The organism is Myxococcus virescens, assembly GCF_900101905.1.
Taxonomy (GTDB): Bacteria; Myxococcota; Myxococcia; order Myxococcales; family Myxococcaceae; genus Myxococcus; species Myxococcus virescens.
Genome location: NZ_FNAJ01000006.1, coordinates 166,887 through 181,076, shown reverse-complemented (window position 1 = coordinate 181,076; position 14,190 = coordinate 166,887). Strand labels below are relative to the sequence as shown.

General features: G+C 71.6%; 8 protein-coding genes. All 8 read right to left on the bottom strand.

Annotated features, from left to right (window positions below; genetic code table 11):
* Positions 1-43 precede the first annotated feature (43 nt).
* The 8 genes from BLU09_RS19355 to BLU09_RS19320 all read right to left on the bottom strand — a co-directional run bounded on the left by BLU09_RS19355 (position 44) and on the right by BLU09_RS19320 (position 14,106).
* On the bottom strand, positions 44-931 hold the full coding sequence (locus BLU09_RS19355; RefSeq protein ID WP_090491029.1) for a JmjC domain-containing protein: 888 nt from the start codon (positions 929-931) through the stop codon (positions 44-46).
* 15 nt (positions 932-946) lie between these two features.
* Positions 947-3,679 (bottom strand): hypothetical protein, encoded by a 2,733-nt coding sequence (locus BLU09_RS19350; RefSeq protein ID WP_090491028.1) that lies wholly within the window; start codon positions 3,677-3,679, stop codon positions 947-949.
* Between the two features lie 19 nt (positions 3,680-3,698).
* The gene (locus BLU09_RS19345; protein ID WP_244171853.1) at positions 3,699-4,553 is read right to left on the bottom strand and encodes a phospholipid scramblase family protein; all 855 of its coding nucleotides are present in this window, start codon (positions 4,551-4,553) and stop codon (positions 3,699-3,701) included.
* Positions 4,554-4,602: 49 nt separating this feature from the next.
* Positions 4,603-7,785 carry a carboxypeptidase-like regulatory domain-containing protein gene (locus BLU09_RS19340; RefSeq protein WP_090491026.1) on the bottom strand — a complete coding sequence of 1,061 codons (3,183 nt, stop codon included), beginning with the start codon at positions 7,783-7,785 and terminating at the stop codon, positions 4,603-4,605.
* A gap of 90 nt (positions 7,786-7,875) precedes the next feature.
* Positions 7,876-8,577, bottom strand: coding sequence for a lysophospholipid acyltransferase family protein (locus BLU09_RS19335; protein ID WP_186817685.1), 702 nt, complete (start codon positions 8,575-8,577; stop codon positions 7,876-7,878).
* 103 nt (positions 8,578-8,680) lie between these two features.
* The gene (locus BLU09_RS19330; RefSeq protein ID WP_244171852.1) at positions 8,681-9,550 is read right to left on the bottom strand and encodes an alpha/beta fold hydrolase; all 870 of its coding nucleotides are present in this window, start codon (positions 9,548-9,550) and stop codon (positions 8,681-8,683) included.
* A gap of 81 nt (positions 9,551-9,631) precedes the next feature.
* Positions 9,632-12,856, bottom strand: a complete 3,225-nt coding sequence (locus BLU09_RS19325; RefSeq protein ID WP_090491024.1) for an AAA family ATPase — start codon at positions 12,854-12,856, stop codon at positions 9,632-9,634.
* Entirely contained in the window at positions 12,853-14,106 is a 1,254-nt protein-coding gene (locus BLU09_RS19320) for a metallophosphoesterase family protein (protein ID WP_174256807.1), read from the bottom strand. Before BLU09_RS19320 ends, BLU09_RS19325 begins: the two co-directional genes overlap by 4 nt.
* Between the last annotated feature and the right edge of the window lie 84 nt (positions 14,107-14,190).

The following is a 14,190-nucleotide window of genomic DNA, read 5'->3' as shown; positions in this document are numbered from 1 at the left end:
ATACAAGAGCGCGCAGTGAGGGCGTTGGCGGGGCCGCGCGCCGTCAGCGCCCGTTGCCCCGGATTCCCGTGGAGCGCAGATAGAACCGGGCCGTCTGCGCGAGGAAGCGCAGGGGATATCCAGGGTCGGCGAGCTGGCGCTGGAGTTCACCGCCCAGCTCCGACAGCAGCGTCCGGAGCAGCTCCAGCTTGCTCGGGTCGTCCAGCGTGGAGGCACGCCCCAGCGAGGGCATCCGCCGCCGCCACACCGGGCTGCTGGCCAGCGCGGCCCTCACCCCGTCGAGGAGGTCCAGGAGCGTGGGCGGCATCAGGCCGATGGAGATGGACAGCGCCTCCTCGGTTGCCTGCGCCATGTGCCAGTGCCCGCCTGGGATGTAGATGAAGTCCCCGGCGCCCAGCGCGTGCGTCTCGACGGGCGTCTTCTCCTGTGCCGCCAGGGAGCCGCTGGGCACGGACTCCGGCAGGGGCGCGGGGTGGAGCGTGTTCTCCCGCAGCAGGTAGTCCTTGCGGCCCGCCGTCTGGAGGATGAACACCTCCTCCGGGTCGCAGTGCCAGCCGAAGCCGTGGTGCCCCGCGGGCGTGCAGTAGATGTGCAGGTTGATGCGGCCGTGCAGCTCCGCGCTGAAGGCGCGCGCCAGCTGGGCCAGGTCCGGGTGGTGCAGGTCCGGCTGCCGCAGCGCGAGCGTGTAGCCCTGCGCGAACAGCTCCCGCGCCGCCTTCGCCGTCGTGGGCCTGTCTCCCGGGTAGGGCACGCCCTGGCGCGCGAGCAGCACGTCGCAGGCCGTCTCCTCGACGAGGAAGTCGATGGTCTCCCACGTCCCCAGGCGCTGGAGGCGCTCCGCGGCGGAAGCGCCGGTGAAGGGACGCCGCAGGTAGTGCTCCTGGAGGAAGCGCTCCCGCGGAAAGCCATTCAGCAGTTCATCGAGCAGCATGGGCGTTCAATCTGCTCAGGCGCTTCCGAGTTGCGCATCCGGGTGCGCGGCCCGCAGCTGCACCAGCGAGGCGAGGCAGCTCTGCCATTCCCCCTTGGCCAGCGAGCCGGTGAACTCCTCCAGCACCGGCGCCACCACGCGGGCGAAGGTCGCGTCGTCCAGGCCCAGGTCGCGCACCAGCTCGATGACGCGGCGCTTGGCCACGCTGGCGGACAGGCGCTTCTGCACCTCGCCCTCACGGGCCTCCTTGGCGCGGCCCGGCGGCAGCCCGAAGAGCATCTTCCGCAGGAAGGTGCGCAGCGCGTCCACGTTGGCGAAGCGCTCCGTGCCGCTGGCGGCCGGGGCCTCCTTGGCGCCCGCGGGCTTCCACCCCTCCGGCAGGTGCGTGGGGCGGTGCTTCTCCCAGAGGAGGCGCACCGCGAACAGGCCCACCTCGCGGTCCGCGCTCTGCATCAGCCACGCGAGCCGCTCGGCGCCGCCCAGCCGCGCGTAGTGCCGGCGGATGAGCTCCACCGCGACCTCGCGCGTGCTGCGCTTGGTGCTCTCCGTGAGGGAGAACACCTTCACCGGGTCCAGCTCCTCCGGCTGGAGCGTGTGCCGGGCGTCCGCGCCTTCCTCACCCGCGCGCAGCAGGGCGTCATAGGCCAGGTTGCGGATCTCCTTCGCCTCGGCGTCCGCCAGCTCGTACACCCGCGTGTGCCAGCCCCAGGCGCGCAGCTCCGCGCGGGCAATGGCCAGGGCGAAGCGGCGCACGTCGTCCCGTGAATCGGTGAGCGCGGGCCACAGCAGCTCCGGCGTGTACGCCTTGCGCGGCGCGCGGGGCTTGAGGTTGTAGGACTTCGACTCCGGCTGCTCCGGCCCGATGACGGGGTGGTGGCAGCGCAGGTACGTCTGCGCGAAGGCGCGCACGGGCGCCGGCTGCTTCGCACCCAGGGCCAGCTCGAAGAGGCGCTCCAGGCCCGCGGCCGCGTCGCCCGCGTCGCTGAAGTCCGCGGGGGCCACGTTCTCCAGCAGGTAGCGGTGCGCGAAGCCGTGCAGCTCCGGGTCGGCGCGGCGGGCCAGCGCCAGCAGCCAGGGCACGGTGAGCTGGCGCGCGGTGAACAGCTTGCGGTTGCCCAGCAGGCCCAGCGCCACGCCCCGGTACTTCGCGCTGAAGACGCGCGCCTTCACCTGCTCCACGTCCAGCCCGGGCAGGCTGTCCGCACGCATGAGCGCCTGGGTCGCCATGTGGCTGATGCGGGGATGGGCGGCCTTCTCCAGCAGCCACTCCGGACCGATGGCCGCGGCCGGGTAGGCCGACAGCGCCCGCATCGCCAGTCCTTCCACGGGGTGGGGCTTCTTCTGCAGCCGCGGGTCGTCCAGCAGCGCCTTCCAGAAGTCCGCGGGCAGCTCGGTGGCGCCGTACTTGGAGCCGATGAAGCCCTTCACCCAGTTGAGCTGCTCTCCGGTGCCCAGGTACATGTCGCGCAGGAAGTCCCCGGGCAGCTCGGCCCGGTCGAACGACTGCGCCAGCGCGCCCGCGGCGAAGCCCGACGTGGCCTTGTGCTGCAGGAGCCGCCCCAGCAGCGCCACGCCCAGCTCGCGCGGGTTGCGCTTCTCCAGCGTGGCCGCGGCGAAGGACTTCACGTCCGGGGCGCCCTGGGCCACCAGCTCCTCCAGGCGCTCCGCCGGCAGGTCCTGCGCGTGGGCGCGGGCGTACTCGATGGCGTAGGCGCGGGCCTTGGCGCTGGGGGACAGCAGCAGCGCCAGCACCGCCTCGTGCAGGCCGAGCTCGCGCAGCCGGCCCTGGTGGAACTCGGGCGAGCCCTGCAGCGTCTCCACCAGGAAGTCGTGCGCGCTGCCCAGCGGCCGGCGGGCGAGCCGGTCCAGCCACGCGGGCGTCACCTTGCGCAGCGCCTCCGGGAAGTCCTTGCGCAGGCCCTGGATGGCGAAGCTGGCGGCGGGGTCCGACTCACACACGTCCAGCAGGCGCATCAGCGCGTCCGGCGAGCGCTTCCACGCGTCCGGGAAGGCGCGGTGCTTCACCATGTCGCCCGGCGGCGGCATGGCGAAGGAGTCCTGCGAGTACTTGCCGCTGCCATGCGCCCAGATGTGGTGGGCCACCCAGACGCCGTACCAGGAGGTGTCCGGCGCGTAGTGGCGCAGGACCTCCACCGCGAACTGCGGGTAGAGCTCCGGCACGGCGGCGCCCAGGTGGCGCAGGTAGCGCCACGCGCGGCGGCGCAGGTAGGTGAGGGTGCCGCCGGAGACTTCCCGGCTGGCGCTGGGGCGGTGGCGCTCCACGTCGAAGCGCCAGGCGAGCACGCCGAACAGCTCCGCGTCGTGGTGGGCCTCCGCCAGCTTGTAGATGCGCTTGAGTCCGCCCCACAGGCCGAAGCGCAGGTCCGCGCGGCGGGCGATGTCCATCAGCGCCGCGCGTGAGGCCTGGGTGCCGCGCTGGTAGAGCGCCACCAGCAGGTCGGCCAGGGCCAGGCGGGGAGGGCGGGGCACGTCCTGCTGCGCCAGGTAGCGCTGCCACGCCTCGGCGGAGGCCTGACGCCGCCCGTCCGACTCGTAGTGCGCCCGGGCCTGGGTGAGCGTCCGGAGGAGCGCGTCGAAGGTGAAGGCATCCTTCGGCAGCGGCTTCTCTGGCGTCTGCTCGGGCTGCTCGAGCAGGGCGAGGACGGCATCGGCCAGGTCGGGGGACTCGGCGCGGACCAGCCGCTCCAGGTCTGCCGCGCTCAGCGCATCGCTCGTGGACGTGGACATGGAGGGGGGATTTACCACGCTACTTCTTCCAGAACATCAACGCGTCGAACAGGTCCAGCCCCGGGCCCAGGGCGGCGCGGTGGCTGTTGTTCTCGAAGTACGTCAGGTCGATGAGCAGGGCGACGGCCAGCACCAGCTGCCGCAGCCGGAAGTCGGTGCACTGGGGCTGGAAGTCGAGGGTGAAGGTGTCCGCGGCGGAGAAGCTCTCCTGGAGGAAGCCACTCCAGCGTTTGCGGACCACGGCCACTTCCACGTCATTCTGGAAGATACGGAAGGTCCAGGGTCTGAGGAGCGGGCCCTTCACGGTGGCGATGACGGCGCCGCCGGGCGTGACGATGTCCAGGTGGCGTCCCAGCAGGGTGAAGCGCTGTTGGATGCGCGCCATCAGTCGGCCGTCCCAGGCCAGGATGTCCGCCTTCGTGAGGAGGATGCTCCAGGGGCGCTCCACCACGAGCGCCACGATGCCGCCCAGCGTCATGCACTCCATCCGGGCCTTGTAGAAGGGCGAGAAGGTCCGCCGGAGCATGGCGCCGAAGCCACGGGCCTCCTCCTCCACGTAGAGCGCGACGCGGCCCGTATCGTCGCACACCTCGTAGCGGTTGCGCGTCTGGGCGCCGAAGATGATTTCCAGCCCCTCGCGCATCTGCCGCATGCGCAGCGCGGGCGTCTCCATCATCCCCTGCACCGACTGGCGCAGCTCGATGCTCATGTGGCGCGGGTCGCCCGGGAGCCCCTTGCCCGCGCCGGACGGCACCTCGACCTCGGAAAGCGGCTCCAAGGCCGCGCTGGAGGGCACCTCCGGCTGACGGGGGGCGCGGCCACGCCAGTCCAGCTCCAGCTCGGTCGTGTCCGCCAGGGGGCGCTTGTCGCTCATCCGCTTCACTCTAGGCGTGGGCTGGGACAACCGATAATCGCACCCGCGCTCAGGGCAGGGGCCGTGGCGTCACCGGGATGTCCCGCTCCAGCGTCTCCCCCTCCGCGAGGAAGAGCTCCTCCCGGTGGACGGTGAAGCGAGCGGGCTTCCCCTCTTCTTCCAGCAGGACGATGAACGTGTACGCCCCAGCCGGGAGCTGCTCGTACACCAACACGCCCTCCAGGCTCTTCGTGGACGCTCGGATGTCTCCGAAGCGGGCCCGGGTGCGGAGCTCCCGGCCGGACACGGTCGGTGGCAGCGTGCCCGACAGCAACGCCTTGTAGATCCCCACGTCCGGCTTGACGGGAGGCATCCGGATGCCGAGTCGCATCGTGCCGCCACCGGTGGCTTCCGTGAAGGCGAACGTCACCTTCCCCATGGGGGGAACCTTCACGCGCTGCGGAAGGAAGGCCACGCTGCGGCCTTCCGCGTTCTGTCCCATGGACGCCGACAGCGTGTAGGTGCCCGCCGGGACGTTCCGGGCCTGGAACGTCCCCAACGCGTCGTCCACCGAGGCGGAGTAGTCCCTGTCTTCGGCGACGAGCTGCACGACGGCTTCCGCGGGGTTTCCGTCGCGGTCCTTCAGGGTGCCTTCCACCTGCGCGCCCGGATACACCCGCAACTCCAAGGCTTCGTCACCCGTACCAATCCGATGGCGCAGGATGGGGTGCCCCTGGTTCGTCTGGACCAGCACGTCCAGCGGGCGCGCTTCCAGCAGTGGGAAGGCGAAAGTGCCATCCGGTTGGGAGACGTCCACGGCCAGCGCGGTGACTTCCTCGAATGTGCCGCCTTCACCCGGCAGGTGGACCTCGACGATGGCGTCCTCGATGGGTTTCGACGTCGCCGCGTCCACCACCCGGCCGCGGACGTTGCGCCCAGCCTCCAGCCGCACCTGCCCCAGGTCCAGGTCCTCGGCCGCGGGGACCTGCACCTCGCGCACGGCGCGCGTCAGCCCGGGGGCCTCGAAGGTCAGCCGCTGTGTCCCTGCGACGGGGGCGGCGAACCTGAAGCTCCCCTCGGGGTCCCGGAAGGGCTCCTGGTTGATGGTGAAGCGGGTGATGGGGGTGCCATTCGCGCGCACCACGCGGCCATGGACGTTCCCCTGGCTTCGCAGCACCAGCCGCACGTTGCGAGCTCCCGACTGCGCGAGGACCGCGGGATGCGCGACGCCGGGAGCACGCGGCTCGGTGGCCTCGAACACATACCGGCCCTTCGCCGCGCGCAGCGAGCACTCACCTTCCGCCAGGTGGTGCAGGGTGAAGTGGCCCTCGTCGTCGCTGGTGGTGACGCTGGGGGGGAGGTCGTCGCGCTGGCCCGACAGGGATTGCCCCTCCACCGTGGCGTTCGCCACCGGGCGCCCGCGCTCGTCCACGACGATGCCGGACACCGGCGCTCCGGTCTCCAGCCGCAGCGAGGCATTCACGACCTCCGAGCCGTGCACGGTGACGGTACGCGACGCCGCTCGGGGGGCCGGGGGGGTGTTCGTCCCCGCGTGCAGGCGGTACGTGCCCGGGAGCACCCCGGTGATGGAGAAGCGCCCCTCCTCGTCGCTCTCGACGGCGTGGGAGCTCCAGGCGTCGCTGTCAGCCTCGAGGTGAATCGCCATGTGGTGGACGGGGAGGCCCTGGGCGCTCGTGACGGTGCCCTCCACGCGGGCCGTCGCCTCCATCACCACGCGGAGCTCGGGGCTCGGGGCGTCCGCCATCACCCGCGCCTCCAGATGGCCCTGGCTGGTGAAGACGATTTCGTAGCGCCCTGGCTGGGGGGCCGCGAGCTCGAAGCGGCCGTGCTCGTCCGACCTGGTGGCGTCCACGCGCTCGAAGTCTATCTCGGTGTCGGGTAGCGACTCCCTGTCCAGGTCGATGTCCACATCGGGCACGGGGGTTCCCTGGGCGTCGATGACGATGCCTCGGATGACGTGGGCGCGCGCGAGCGTGAAGTCCAGACGCAGTCCAGGCGTGGCGACTTCGTCACGCAGCGTGCCCAGATAGCCGGAGGCCAGGACGTTGAAGATGTAGGGCTCCCGCCGCAGCGGGCCCAGCCGGAACCGGCCGTCCGCCATCGTGGTGGCGTAGTCCACGGGAGGGGCCCGTCCCCTGGCCGCGCCAGCGCCCACATGGGCTTCAGGGATGGGGCGCCCGGACTCGTCGCGAACGGTGCCTTCCAGATAGATGAGCGTGCCCAGGTGCACGGTGGTGTCCGCGTCCCCGTCTTCCTCGGTGAGCGTCACCATGGCGAAGCCGTAGGCGCCCTGGTGCTCCGCGCGCACCTCGTAATCACCTGGAGAGAGTGGCTCGAAGGAGAAGCGGCCCTGGTCGTCCGTCACGGTGACGGACGACGTGTAGGCCACGTGGACTTCCGCGCCGGCGACGGGCGTGTCCTGGGCAAGCACGCGCCCGGACAGCCGCCGGGGTCGGTGGAGGACGATGGGATTCAGGTCCTCCATCTCCACGTCTTGAAGGGAGTCTGTCAGCAGGCCGTCACTGGCGGCGACGACGGTGTAGTCGCCCGGTGGAAGCGGACCGAAGGCGAAGCGGCCATCCGCGCCAGTCCTGGCATCGAAGAAGCGGGAGTGCTCCTGGTGGAAGAGCGTCACGCGGGCTCCGGGCAGCGGCGCGCCGGATTCAACGATGACGCGGCCCGGAAGGAAGAGGCCCGGGTCGAGGACGAGCGTCACGTCCTGCGCGCCGGTGCTGACGTCGAGCGCCAGCGTGGCGTGATGCTCGCCGATGGCCCAGAGCGCCACCGTGCCCTCGGGCAGTCCTTCGAGACGGAACGTTCCCTCCGCCGACGTGACGGCCTGGGCCACCACGGGCGCGCCGCCGTGGCCCACCTCGACGAGGCCCCGCACCTCCTCCTCGGGCGCTCCCATGCAGTCGCCGGAGGACAGCGACACGTCCGGCGCGCGTGTGTCACAGGGAAGTGCGGACAGGGACTCGCCGGGCATCTCACGCGTGGCGGAGACCTGGATGCCTGCGACGGGGCGGCGCCACGGGTCGAGCACGCGGCCACGGAGCGAGTGGTTGCCTTTCGGCGGGGGGGTGGGGGCGTCGAGCTTTCGAAGCGACGGACCGCGCTGCGCGGTGGGCGGCGGTGGTCGAGCACCCGAGTCGTCCTGGACATGGACGAGCGCCACGGCCAGCGCCAGTGCGAGTCCACCGAGCGCGACCATCACCACCGGCTGTTTGCGCATCGCGTTCCTCGGAGTGCCCCGCCTCGAACCCGGTGGGCATCTTTGCCTGGGTTCTGGAGCCGGTGAAAGGGGCGGGCCGGGAGGGATGCGTCAGGCGCCGGGCGTCAGGGCCTCGATGCGCGCTTTTTCCGAGACGATGAGATTCCGGACGTGGTCACGCAGGGACGCCACATCGGTGAAGGCGCTGGGGTCGACAGGGGGCATGACCTGGACGTGGCAGCGGGCGGTGGTCTCCAGCACCAGGCCGTGCTTGGGCAGGGTGCGCGCGGTGCCGGTGAGGACCACGGGGATGACGGGGCAGCGCTGCTTCAAGGCCAACGCGAAGGCGCCGTCCTTGAAGGGCTTCACGACGCCGTCGGAGGAGCGTGTGCCTTCGGGGAACATGAGGATGGGCACGCCGCGAGACAGCCAGTATTCGCAGTCGGCCAGCATCTTCATGATGCTCGCCTTGTCGCCGCGCACCAGGGGGACATAGCGGTTGAGCCGCATGTTCCAGCCGATGAGGGGCAGCTTGAAGTTCGACGCCTTGGAGACCCACTTGAAGGGACGGTAGAGGCCGAAGAGGACCAGGATGTCGCCGAGCGACTCGTGGTTGGACACGAGCACGGCCGGGCCCCGCCAGGGCAGGTGTTCGCGGCCGTCGACCTCCAGGTGCCAGAGCGGGTTGACGTAGAAGTAGAGCTGCGCCCAGAAGCACGAATACAGATGCAGGACGCGCCCGTCGCGGTCGAACGGCAACGTGACGAGCCAGACCAGCACGGCGCCCACGAAGAGCACGGCGCTGGAGAGCATCAGGAACGCCCAGAAGACGATGGAGAAGAGGAGTCGAATGGCGCGCGCAGTGTGCCACAGGCTCGTGGCAGGTGGGCTTGTACTTGGAGGTGTCGCGCGGCGCCTACCGGACAATCAGCGACGCGAGGATGCGCTCGGCGTGCGTCCATAGCAGTGCGCCCCCGGCGTCTGGCTCCACGCGGCGCCGGGCCGTGGGAATCCTCGTCGCGAGCGTCTGTCCGTGGTCGGGTGAGTGAACGGTGCTCGTATCGAGCCCGCCGTACCAGAGGTCCACCGGCACGGAGATGGACTCGGGCTCGAAGGGCCAGCGGGACATGGCCAGCACGGTGTCTCGTGCGTAGCCCGCAGTGCCTTGTGAGAACGCTTCGTCCAGCGCGCGCCGGTACGCTTCGGCGAAGCGTGGCTCGGTGTACACGGCGCGGTCCGCTTCGTGGCTCATGCCGATGACCATGTTCCACATCATCTGAGGACTCATCCCCGCGAAGAATGCCTCGGCTTGGGCGGGCTCCGTGGCGGTGAGGTCCACCAGCTTCACGATGTCCGGATGGAGGAGTGCTCGCATGGCCGGGTGTGCCAGTTCGTCCCCGCCTGAGACGAGCGCGACCGCTTCCACCTCTTGCGTGGCGGCGCAAGCGAGGGCGAAGGGCGCGCCCTGGGAGAAGCCCACCGCGCGAAGCCCATTCAGCGCCCGCGCAACACGGAAGTTCCGGATGTCACGGGCCCAGTCCAGGAGACTCCGCTGTGGCATGGGCGTGGACGCCCCCAGGCCGGGCCTGTCGACGGAGATGAGCCGGATGCCTGTCTGCTCCAACACCGCCGAGCCAAAGCCCAACCATCGGCTGGTCGCTGCTCCCGGACAGAGCAACACGGGCCTGCCTGTGAGAGGCCCCCACTCACTCCAGCCCAACACGCGCCCGTCGGGCAGTCCTGTCGTCCCCTGTCGTTCGGGGTTCTGCATCTCGGTGGTCGTCATGGCTCGGAGGGTCGTCACCTGGGACGGAACCTGACATAGCCCCGATACGTTCCGGGCACGTCATCCTGGCGCTTCGCTGGGCTAACCCGTCTTCAGCACGGACACGGGCGCGGGCGGTTCGCTCGTGGAGGCGTCCAGCGCCTGCACCCGCGCGCCCTCGGCGGCGAAGGCGTCTCGCAGCCAGGGATGGCAGGTGAAGGCGATGACCTGCTGGTGCTCGGAGAGCTTCGCCAGCAGGTGGATGGCGCCTCGCGCCCGCTCCGGGTCGAAGTTCACCAGCACGTCGTCGACGATGAGCGGCAGCGCCCCGCGCGTCTCGCCGAAGTCGCGCACCACCGCCAGCCGGAACGCGAGGTAGAGCTGCTCGCGCGTCCCTCGGGAGAGTTGCGCCGCGCTCCAGTCGCGCTGGCCATCACCTACGCGCAGCTCGCGCTCCTCTCCCGTGGGGATGAAGACGCGTTGGTAGCGGCCCTGGGTGAGCGTGGCGAAGTGCTCCGAGGCGAGCTGCACCACCCGAGGCTGCTGCTCCTCCTCGAAGCGGCGGCGCGCCCGCGCCAGCAGTGCCAGGGTCAGCCGGTCCGCCGCATACTGCTTTGCCAGCTCGGCGGCCCGTGCGCGCAGGGACTCCTCGACGATGCGGAGCTTCGCCAGCGCGTCGTCGTTCTCCCACTGCTCCAATTGGTGGCTGAGCGCGCCGCGCTCCGTGAGCACCGCCTTCAGCCGGTCCTGGGCCTCCGCCTGTCTGTCGCGCAGGGATTCCAGCTCCACGCGCAGGCCCTGCTCGCCGCCCACGTCGATGAGCGCCTGCCGCGCGAGCGTCTCCGACAGGCCCGTGCGCGCCTCGATGCGGTGTGACAGTTCCCGCGTCCGGCCTGTCAGCTCCACGTAGCGGCGTGCCTGTGCGGCGCGGCGGCGGAAGGTCTCCTCGTCGGCGCTGCCACCTTCGGCCAGCAGCGTCGCCAACGCCGCTTCTTCGTCGTGGCACAGCCCGTCCAGCCGCGCCTTCTCCGCTCGCAGTTCGTGCCGCCGCTCTTCCAGCGTCCTGCGCTCCAGGCTCTGCGCGCGCTCCGCTTCCAGCGCCGCCGCCACCCGAGACGCCAGGGGCTCCATGACGCCAGCGTCCAGCTCGCGGGCCTCCGTCGCGCCCGGGATGAGCTCCGCCACCACGGCCTCCGCCCACAGCCGCGACGTCACCAGGGCGCAGACCTGCGCGTCCACCGTGAGCGCGGCTTCCTCCGCGCCGACGTCCAGGAGTCGCTGACGGAGCGCCGCCGCGTCGCGCCACAGCGCCAGTGCCGCGGACGCGGCCAACGTGGGAGGGAAGCGCCGCTCCGACAGCAGGGCCGTCAGCTCCGCGCCCAACTGTTCTTGCCGCGACTCCGCCTCGCCCACCGCCTCACTCGCGCGGTGCTCCTCACGTCGCGCGGCGGTGTGCTCGGCGTGCAGGGTCTCCCGCTCCCGCTGGAGCTGCTCCCTCCGTCCCGCTCGCTCCAGCGCATCCGCCAGCACGGCTTCCCGCGCCGCCATGTCCGCCGCTGTCGCGACCAGGTTGAGTCCGGCCTCGGACGCCGCGGACAGCAACTCACGGTGCAGCAGCTCTTCCCGCGCGGACAGGCTCATCAAGGCCGCGCGCAGCCGCTCCTCTTCCTGCTGCCGCCAGCGCTGGCGCGCGCGTTGTGCCTCCACGTCCGCGTCGCGCGCCGTCTCCACACGGCGCCGGGCCAGCTCCAGCACGCCTGTCAGCAGCAAGCCGCCCACGAGGCACAGCGCGCCCACCACGTTGCCCGCCAGCAGCCACGCCGTCACCGCGAGCGCCACCACCACCGCCGCGACCGCCGGCACCCACCACGTGGGCAGCACCGCCGCCGTCGCCTGCGGCTCGCCCTGGGTGCGGACGCTCTCGAATTGCCGGTGCAGCTCGGCCCGCTGCTCCGACAGGCGCTCCATCTCCGCGCGCACGGTGCGCAGCCGTCCCAGCCCCGCCTGTTGCTGGCGAATCCGCGACGCCCGTTCCTCCGGCAGCGTCGACAGCTCGGCGTCCACTCGCGCCAGCGCGCCATCCAGTCGCTCACGCTCCGAGACGGCGCGGGCCCATGCGCCCTCCGCCTCGCGATGCGCGACCTCGGCCGCTCCCAGCCGGAGCGCCAGTTCCTCCAGCGTCACGCGGACGCTCACGCTCAAGTCCAGCGCCAACAGGCCGGGTCCATCCACGGGCAGGCCCAGCTCGCGCAAGGCCAGCTCCACCTGCCGTTGTTTCTCCGCCAGGGCGGCCCGGCGGGAGGGCAGGGCGCGCAGCAGCGCGGCGCCCTCGGTGTACGCCGCCAGAGCCTGGCTCAGCGCCTCCTCGCGACCCCGGACGCCGGATGGCGCGGACAGCCGCTCCAGCCCGGCCTCCACCGTGGCCAGTCGCTCCGCCAGCCGAGCGCCTTCCGCGCGATAGCTCCGGCGCCGGTGCAGGCCGTCCTCGAGCCGCGACTCACCTGCCTCGGGGAAGGTCTCCAGCGCGGGCAGCGTCGCCAGCTCGGCGCGGGCCTGCGTCAGCGCCGCCACGTCCCCGAGCGCCGCCTCCAGCCGCGTCAGCCGCTCCAGGCCGGTCCCCGTCTCCAGCAGCGCCGCTTCGAGCGTCTGTTGCTCCTCCACCAGCGCGCCCAGCCGCTCCTTCTCCGCGAAGTAGCGCGCGGGCCGGTCTCCCTCCTGCCGCAGCCGGACCTGGACGTCCTCCAGGGCCTTCAGCGTCACGTTCAGCGAGGGCGTCACGCCGTTCGGCTTGTAGATTTTCTCGATGCGCTTGCGGAGCTGGTCCATGACCTCCGGCAGCCGGCGCGCGCCGCGCATGCTGGCGGCCACCAGGGCCTCGGAGGCGCCTCGCTGCTCGGTGAGCCGTTCGAAGCCGGCCAGCTCATCCAGGCGGAAGGCGAACACGTCGAAGAACAGCTCGCGCGACACGTGGGCCAGCGCGCTCTCCAGCGACTCCTTCGAGAGCTCCTTCCCCTCCGCGTCGCGCACCGACAGCTCACCCTCCGACGAGCGCCGGCTCGCGATGCGGCGCACCAGCAGTGGACCCGCGTGGGTGGTCAGCGTCAGCTCGCCGCCGAACGCGCCGCCGTGGGCCGGCTCGTAGCGCTCCGGTTGCCCGCGCTTCTCGAAGCCGAACAGCATGCTGCGCAGGAAGGCCAGCAGCGTGCTCTTCCCCGCCTCGTTGGGGCCGTACAAAAGGTGCAGTCCCGGCCCCAGGTCGCGCGTGAGGCCGGAGAAGCGGCCGAAGCCGAGCACGCGCAGCGCGTCGATGCGCAGCCCCGGCTTCATGACGTCTCCTCCTCATGCAGCGACTCCACGCCGTGCAGCCCCGCTTGCGCCACCCACTCCGCGCGAGGCGTCTCCAGCGCGTCCACGCCCAGCCGCTTCAGTCGCTGGCTCAGCGCGCCCAGCGTCTCCTCTTCCCACAACCGGGCCAGCGCCGCCGGGTCCTCCGCGAGGAAGCCCACCTCGTCCAGCAGCGTGCGCGCGAAGCCGCCCGCCGCGCACACCGCCTCCAGGTCCACCTCCGGCCGGCTGCTGTCCCGCAGCGACTCCAGCAGCACCGGTGGGTGGCTCCTCGCGAGCTGTTCGCGCAGGTCCACCTCCAACTGTGCCAGCGCGCCAGGGCGGGCCAGCTCGCGGTGCAGCGGACCTCTTCCGGTGAGGGTGAGTCGCACCGCGTGGCCGTCCAGCTCGGGCGCGCAGCGTGCCTCCACACCTTCCATCGCCGTGGCCAGCAGCCCGTCCAGCGTGTTGACGCCGGACAGCGGCACCTCCAGCTTGTGCCAGCGCACGCCGTCCACGGGGATGAAGCGCCGCCGCATGCCGCCGTCCTCCACCTCCACCAACATGCAGCCGCGCGGGCCGGTCTCGTTCGCGTGCCGGCCCTGCGGGTTGCCGGGGTACACCGCCACGCCGCCGCCGGGGAGCATGTGCTCGGCGCGCGTGTGGACGTGGCCCAGCGCCCAGTAGTCCAGTCCGCGCGAGCCCAGGCCCGCGGTGGTGCAGGGGGCGTAGTTGGCGTGGCCCTCCGCGCCGCCCAGGTTGGCGTGCAGCAGCCCCACGCTGAAGCCGTCCCCGGTGCGGCGGAAGCGCGCGGAGAGGTCGTCGCGCACCTCCACGTCCGGGTAGGAGATGCCCTGCACGCGGCACAGTCGCCGGCCCTCGCGCTTCACCTCCACTTCTTCCCAGTCCGGGCCGAACACCTTCACCGACGGCGGAAGCCCCAGCGCGCCGGTGTCTCCGCTCAGCGGGTCATGGTTGCCGTGGACGATGAAGGTGGAGATGCCCGCAGCGTCCAGCCGGCCCAGCTCGCGCCGCAGCGCCAGCCGCGCGCGCACCGAGCGGTCCTTCACGTCGAAGAGGTCTCCGGCGAGCAGCAGGAAGGCCACCCGTTCTCGCAGGCACACCTCCGTGATGCGCGTGAGCGCTCGGAACGTCGAATCCTGGAAGCGTCCCAGGAGCGGTCCCTGGGTCGCGACGCCCCGGAAAGGCGTGTCCAGGTGCAGGTCGGCGGCATGAACGAACTTGAAGGGCATGGCGCGCCGCACAACGTACCCGATGCGGGCGGGTGACCCGACATTCCGGCCCGGACGCACGGTCGCTGGCCGACAGCGACCCCT

Excerpts from the sequence above, each read along its gene's own strand:
- BLU09_RS19355 (WP_090491029.1), bottom strand. The coding sequence starts at position 931 with ATGCTGCTCGATGAACTGCTGAATGGCTTTCCGCGGGAGCGCTTCCTC.
- BLU09_RS19350 (WP_090491028.1), bottom strand. The coding sequence starts at position 3,679 with ATGTCCACGTCCACGAGCGATGCGCTGAGCGCGGCAGACCTGGAGCGG.
- BLU09_RS19345 (WP_244171853.1), bottom strand. The coding sequence starts at position 4,553 with ATGAGCGACAAGCGCCCCCTGGCGGACACGACCGAGCTGGAGCTGGAC.
- BLU09_RS19340 (WP_090491026.1), bottom strand. The coding sequence starts at position 7,785 with ATGCGCAAACAGCCGGTGGTGATGGTCGCGCTCGGTGGACTCGCACTG.
- BLU09_RS19335 (WP_186817685.1), bottom strand. The coding sequence starts at position 8,577 with ATGCTCTCCAGCGCCGTGCTCTTCGTGGGCGCCGTGCTGGTCTGGCTC.
- BLU09_RS19330 (WP_244171852.1), bottom strand. The coding sequence starts at position 9,550 with ATGACGACCACCGAGATGCAGAACCCCGAACGACAGGGGACGACAGGA.
- BLU09_RS19325 (WP_090491024.1), bottom strand. The coding sequence starts at position 12,856 with ATGAAGCCGGGGCTGCGCATCGACGCGCTGCGCGTGCTCGGCTTCGGC.
- BLU09_RS19320 (WP_174256807.1), bottom strand. The coding sequence starts at position 14,106 with ATGCCCTTCAAGTTCGTTCATGCCGCCGACCTGCACCTGGACACGCCT.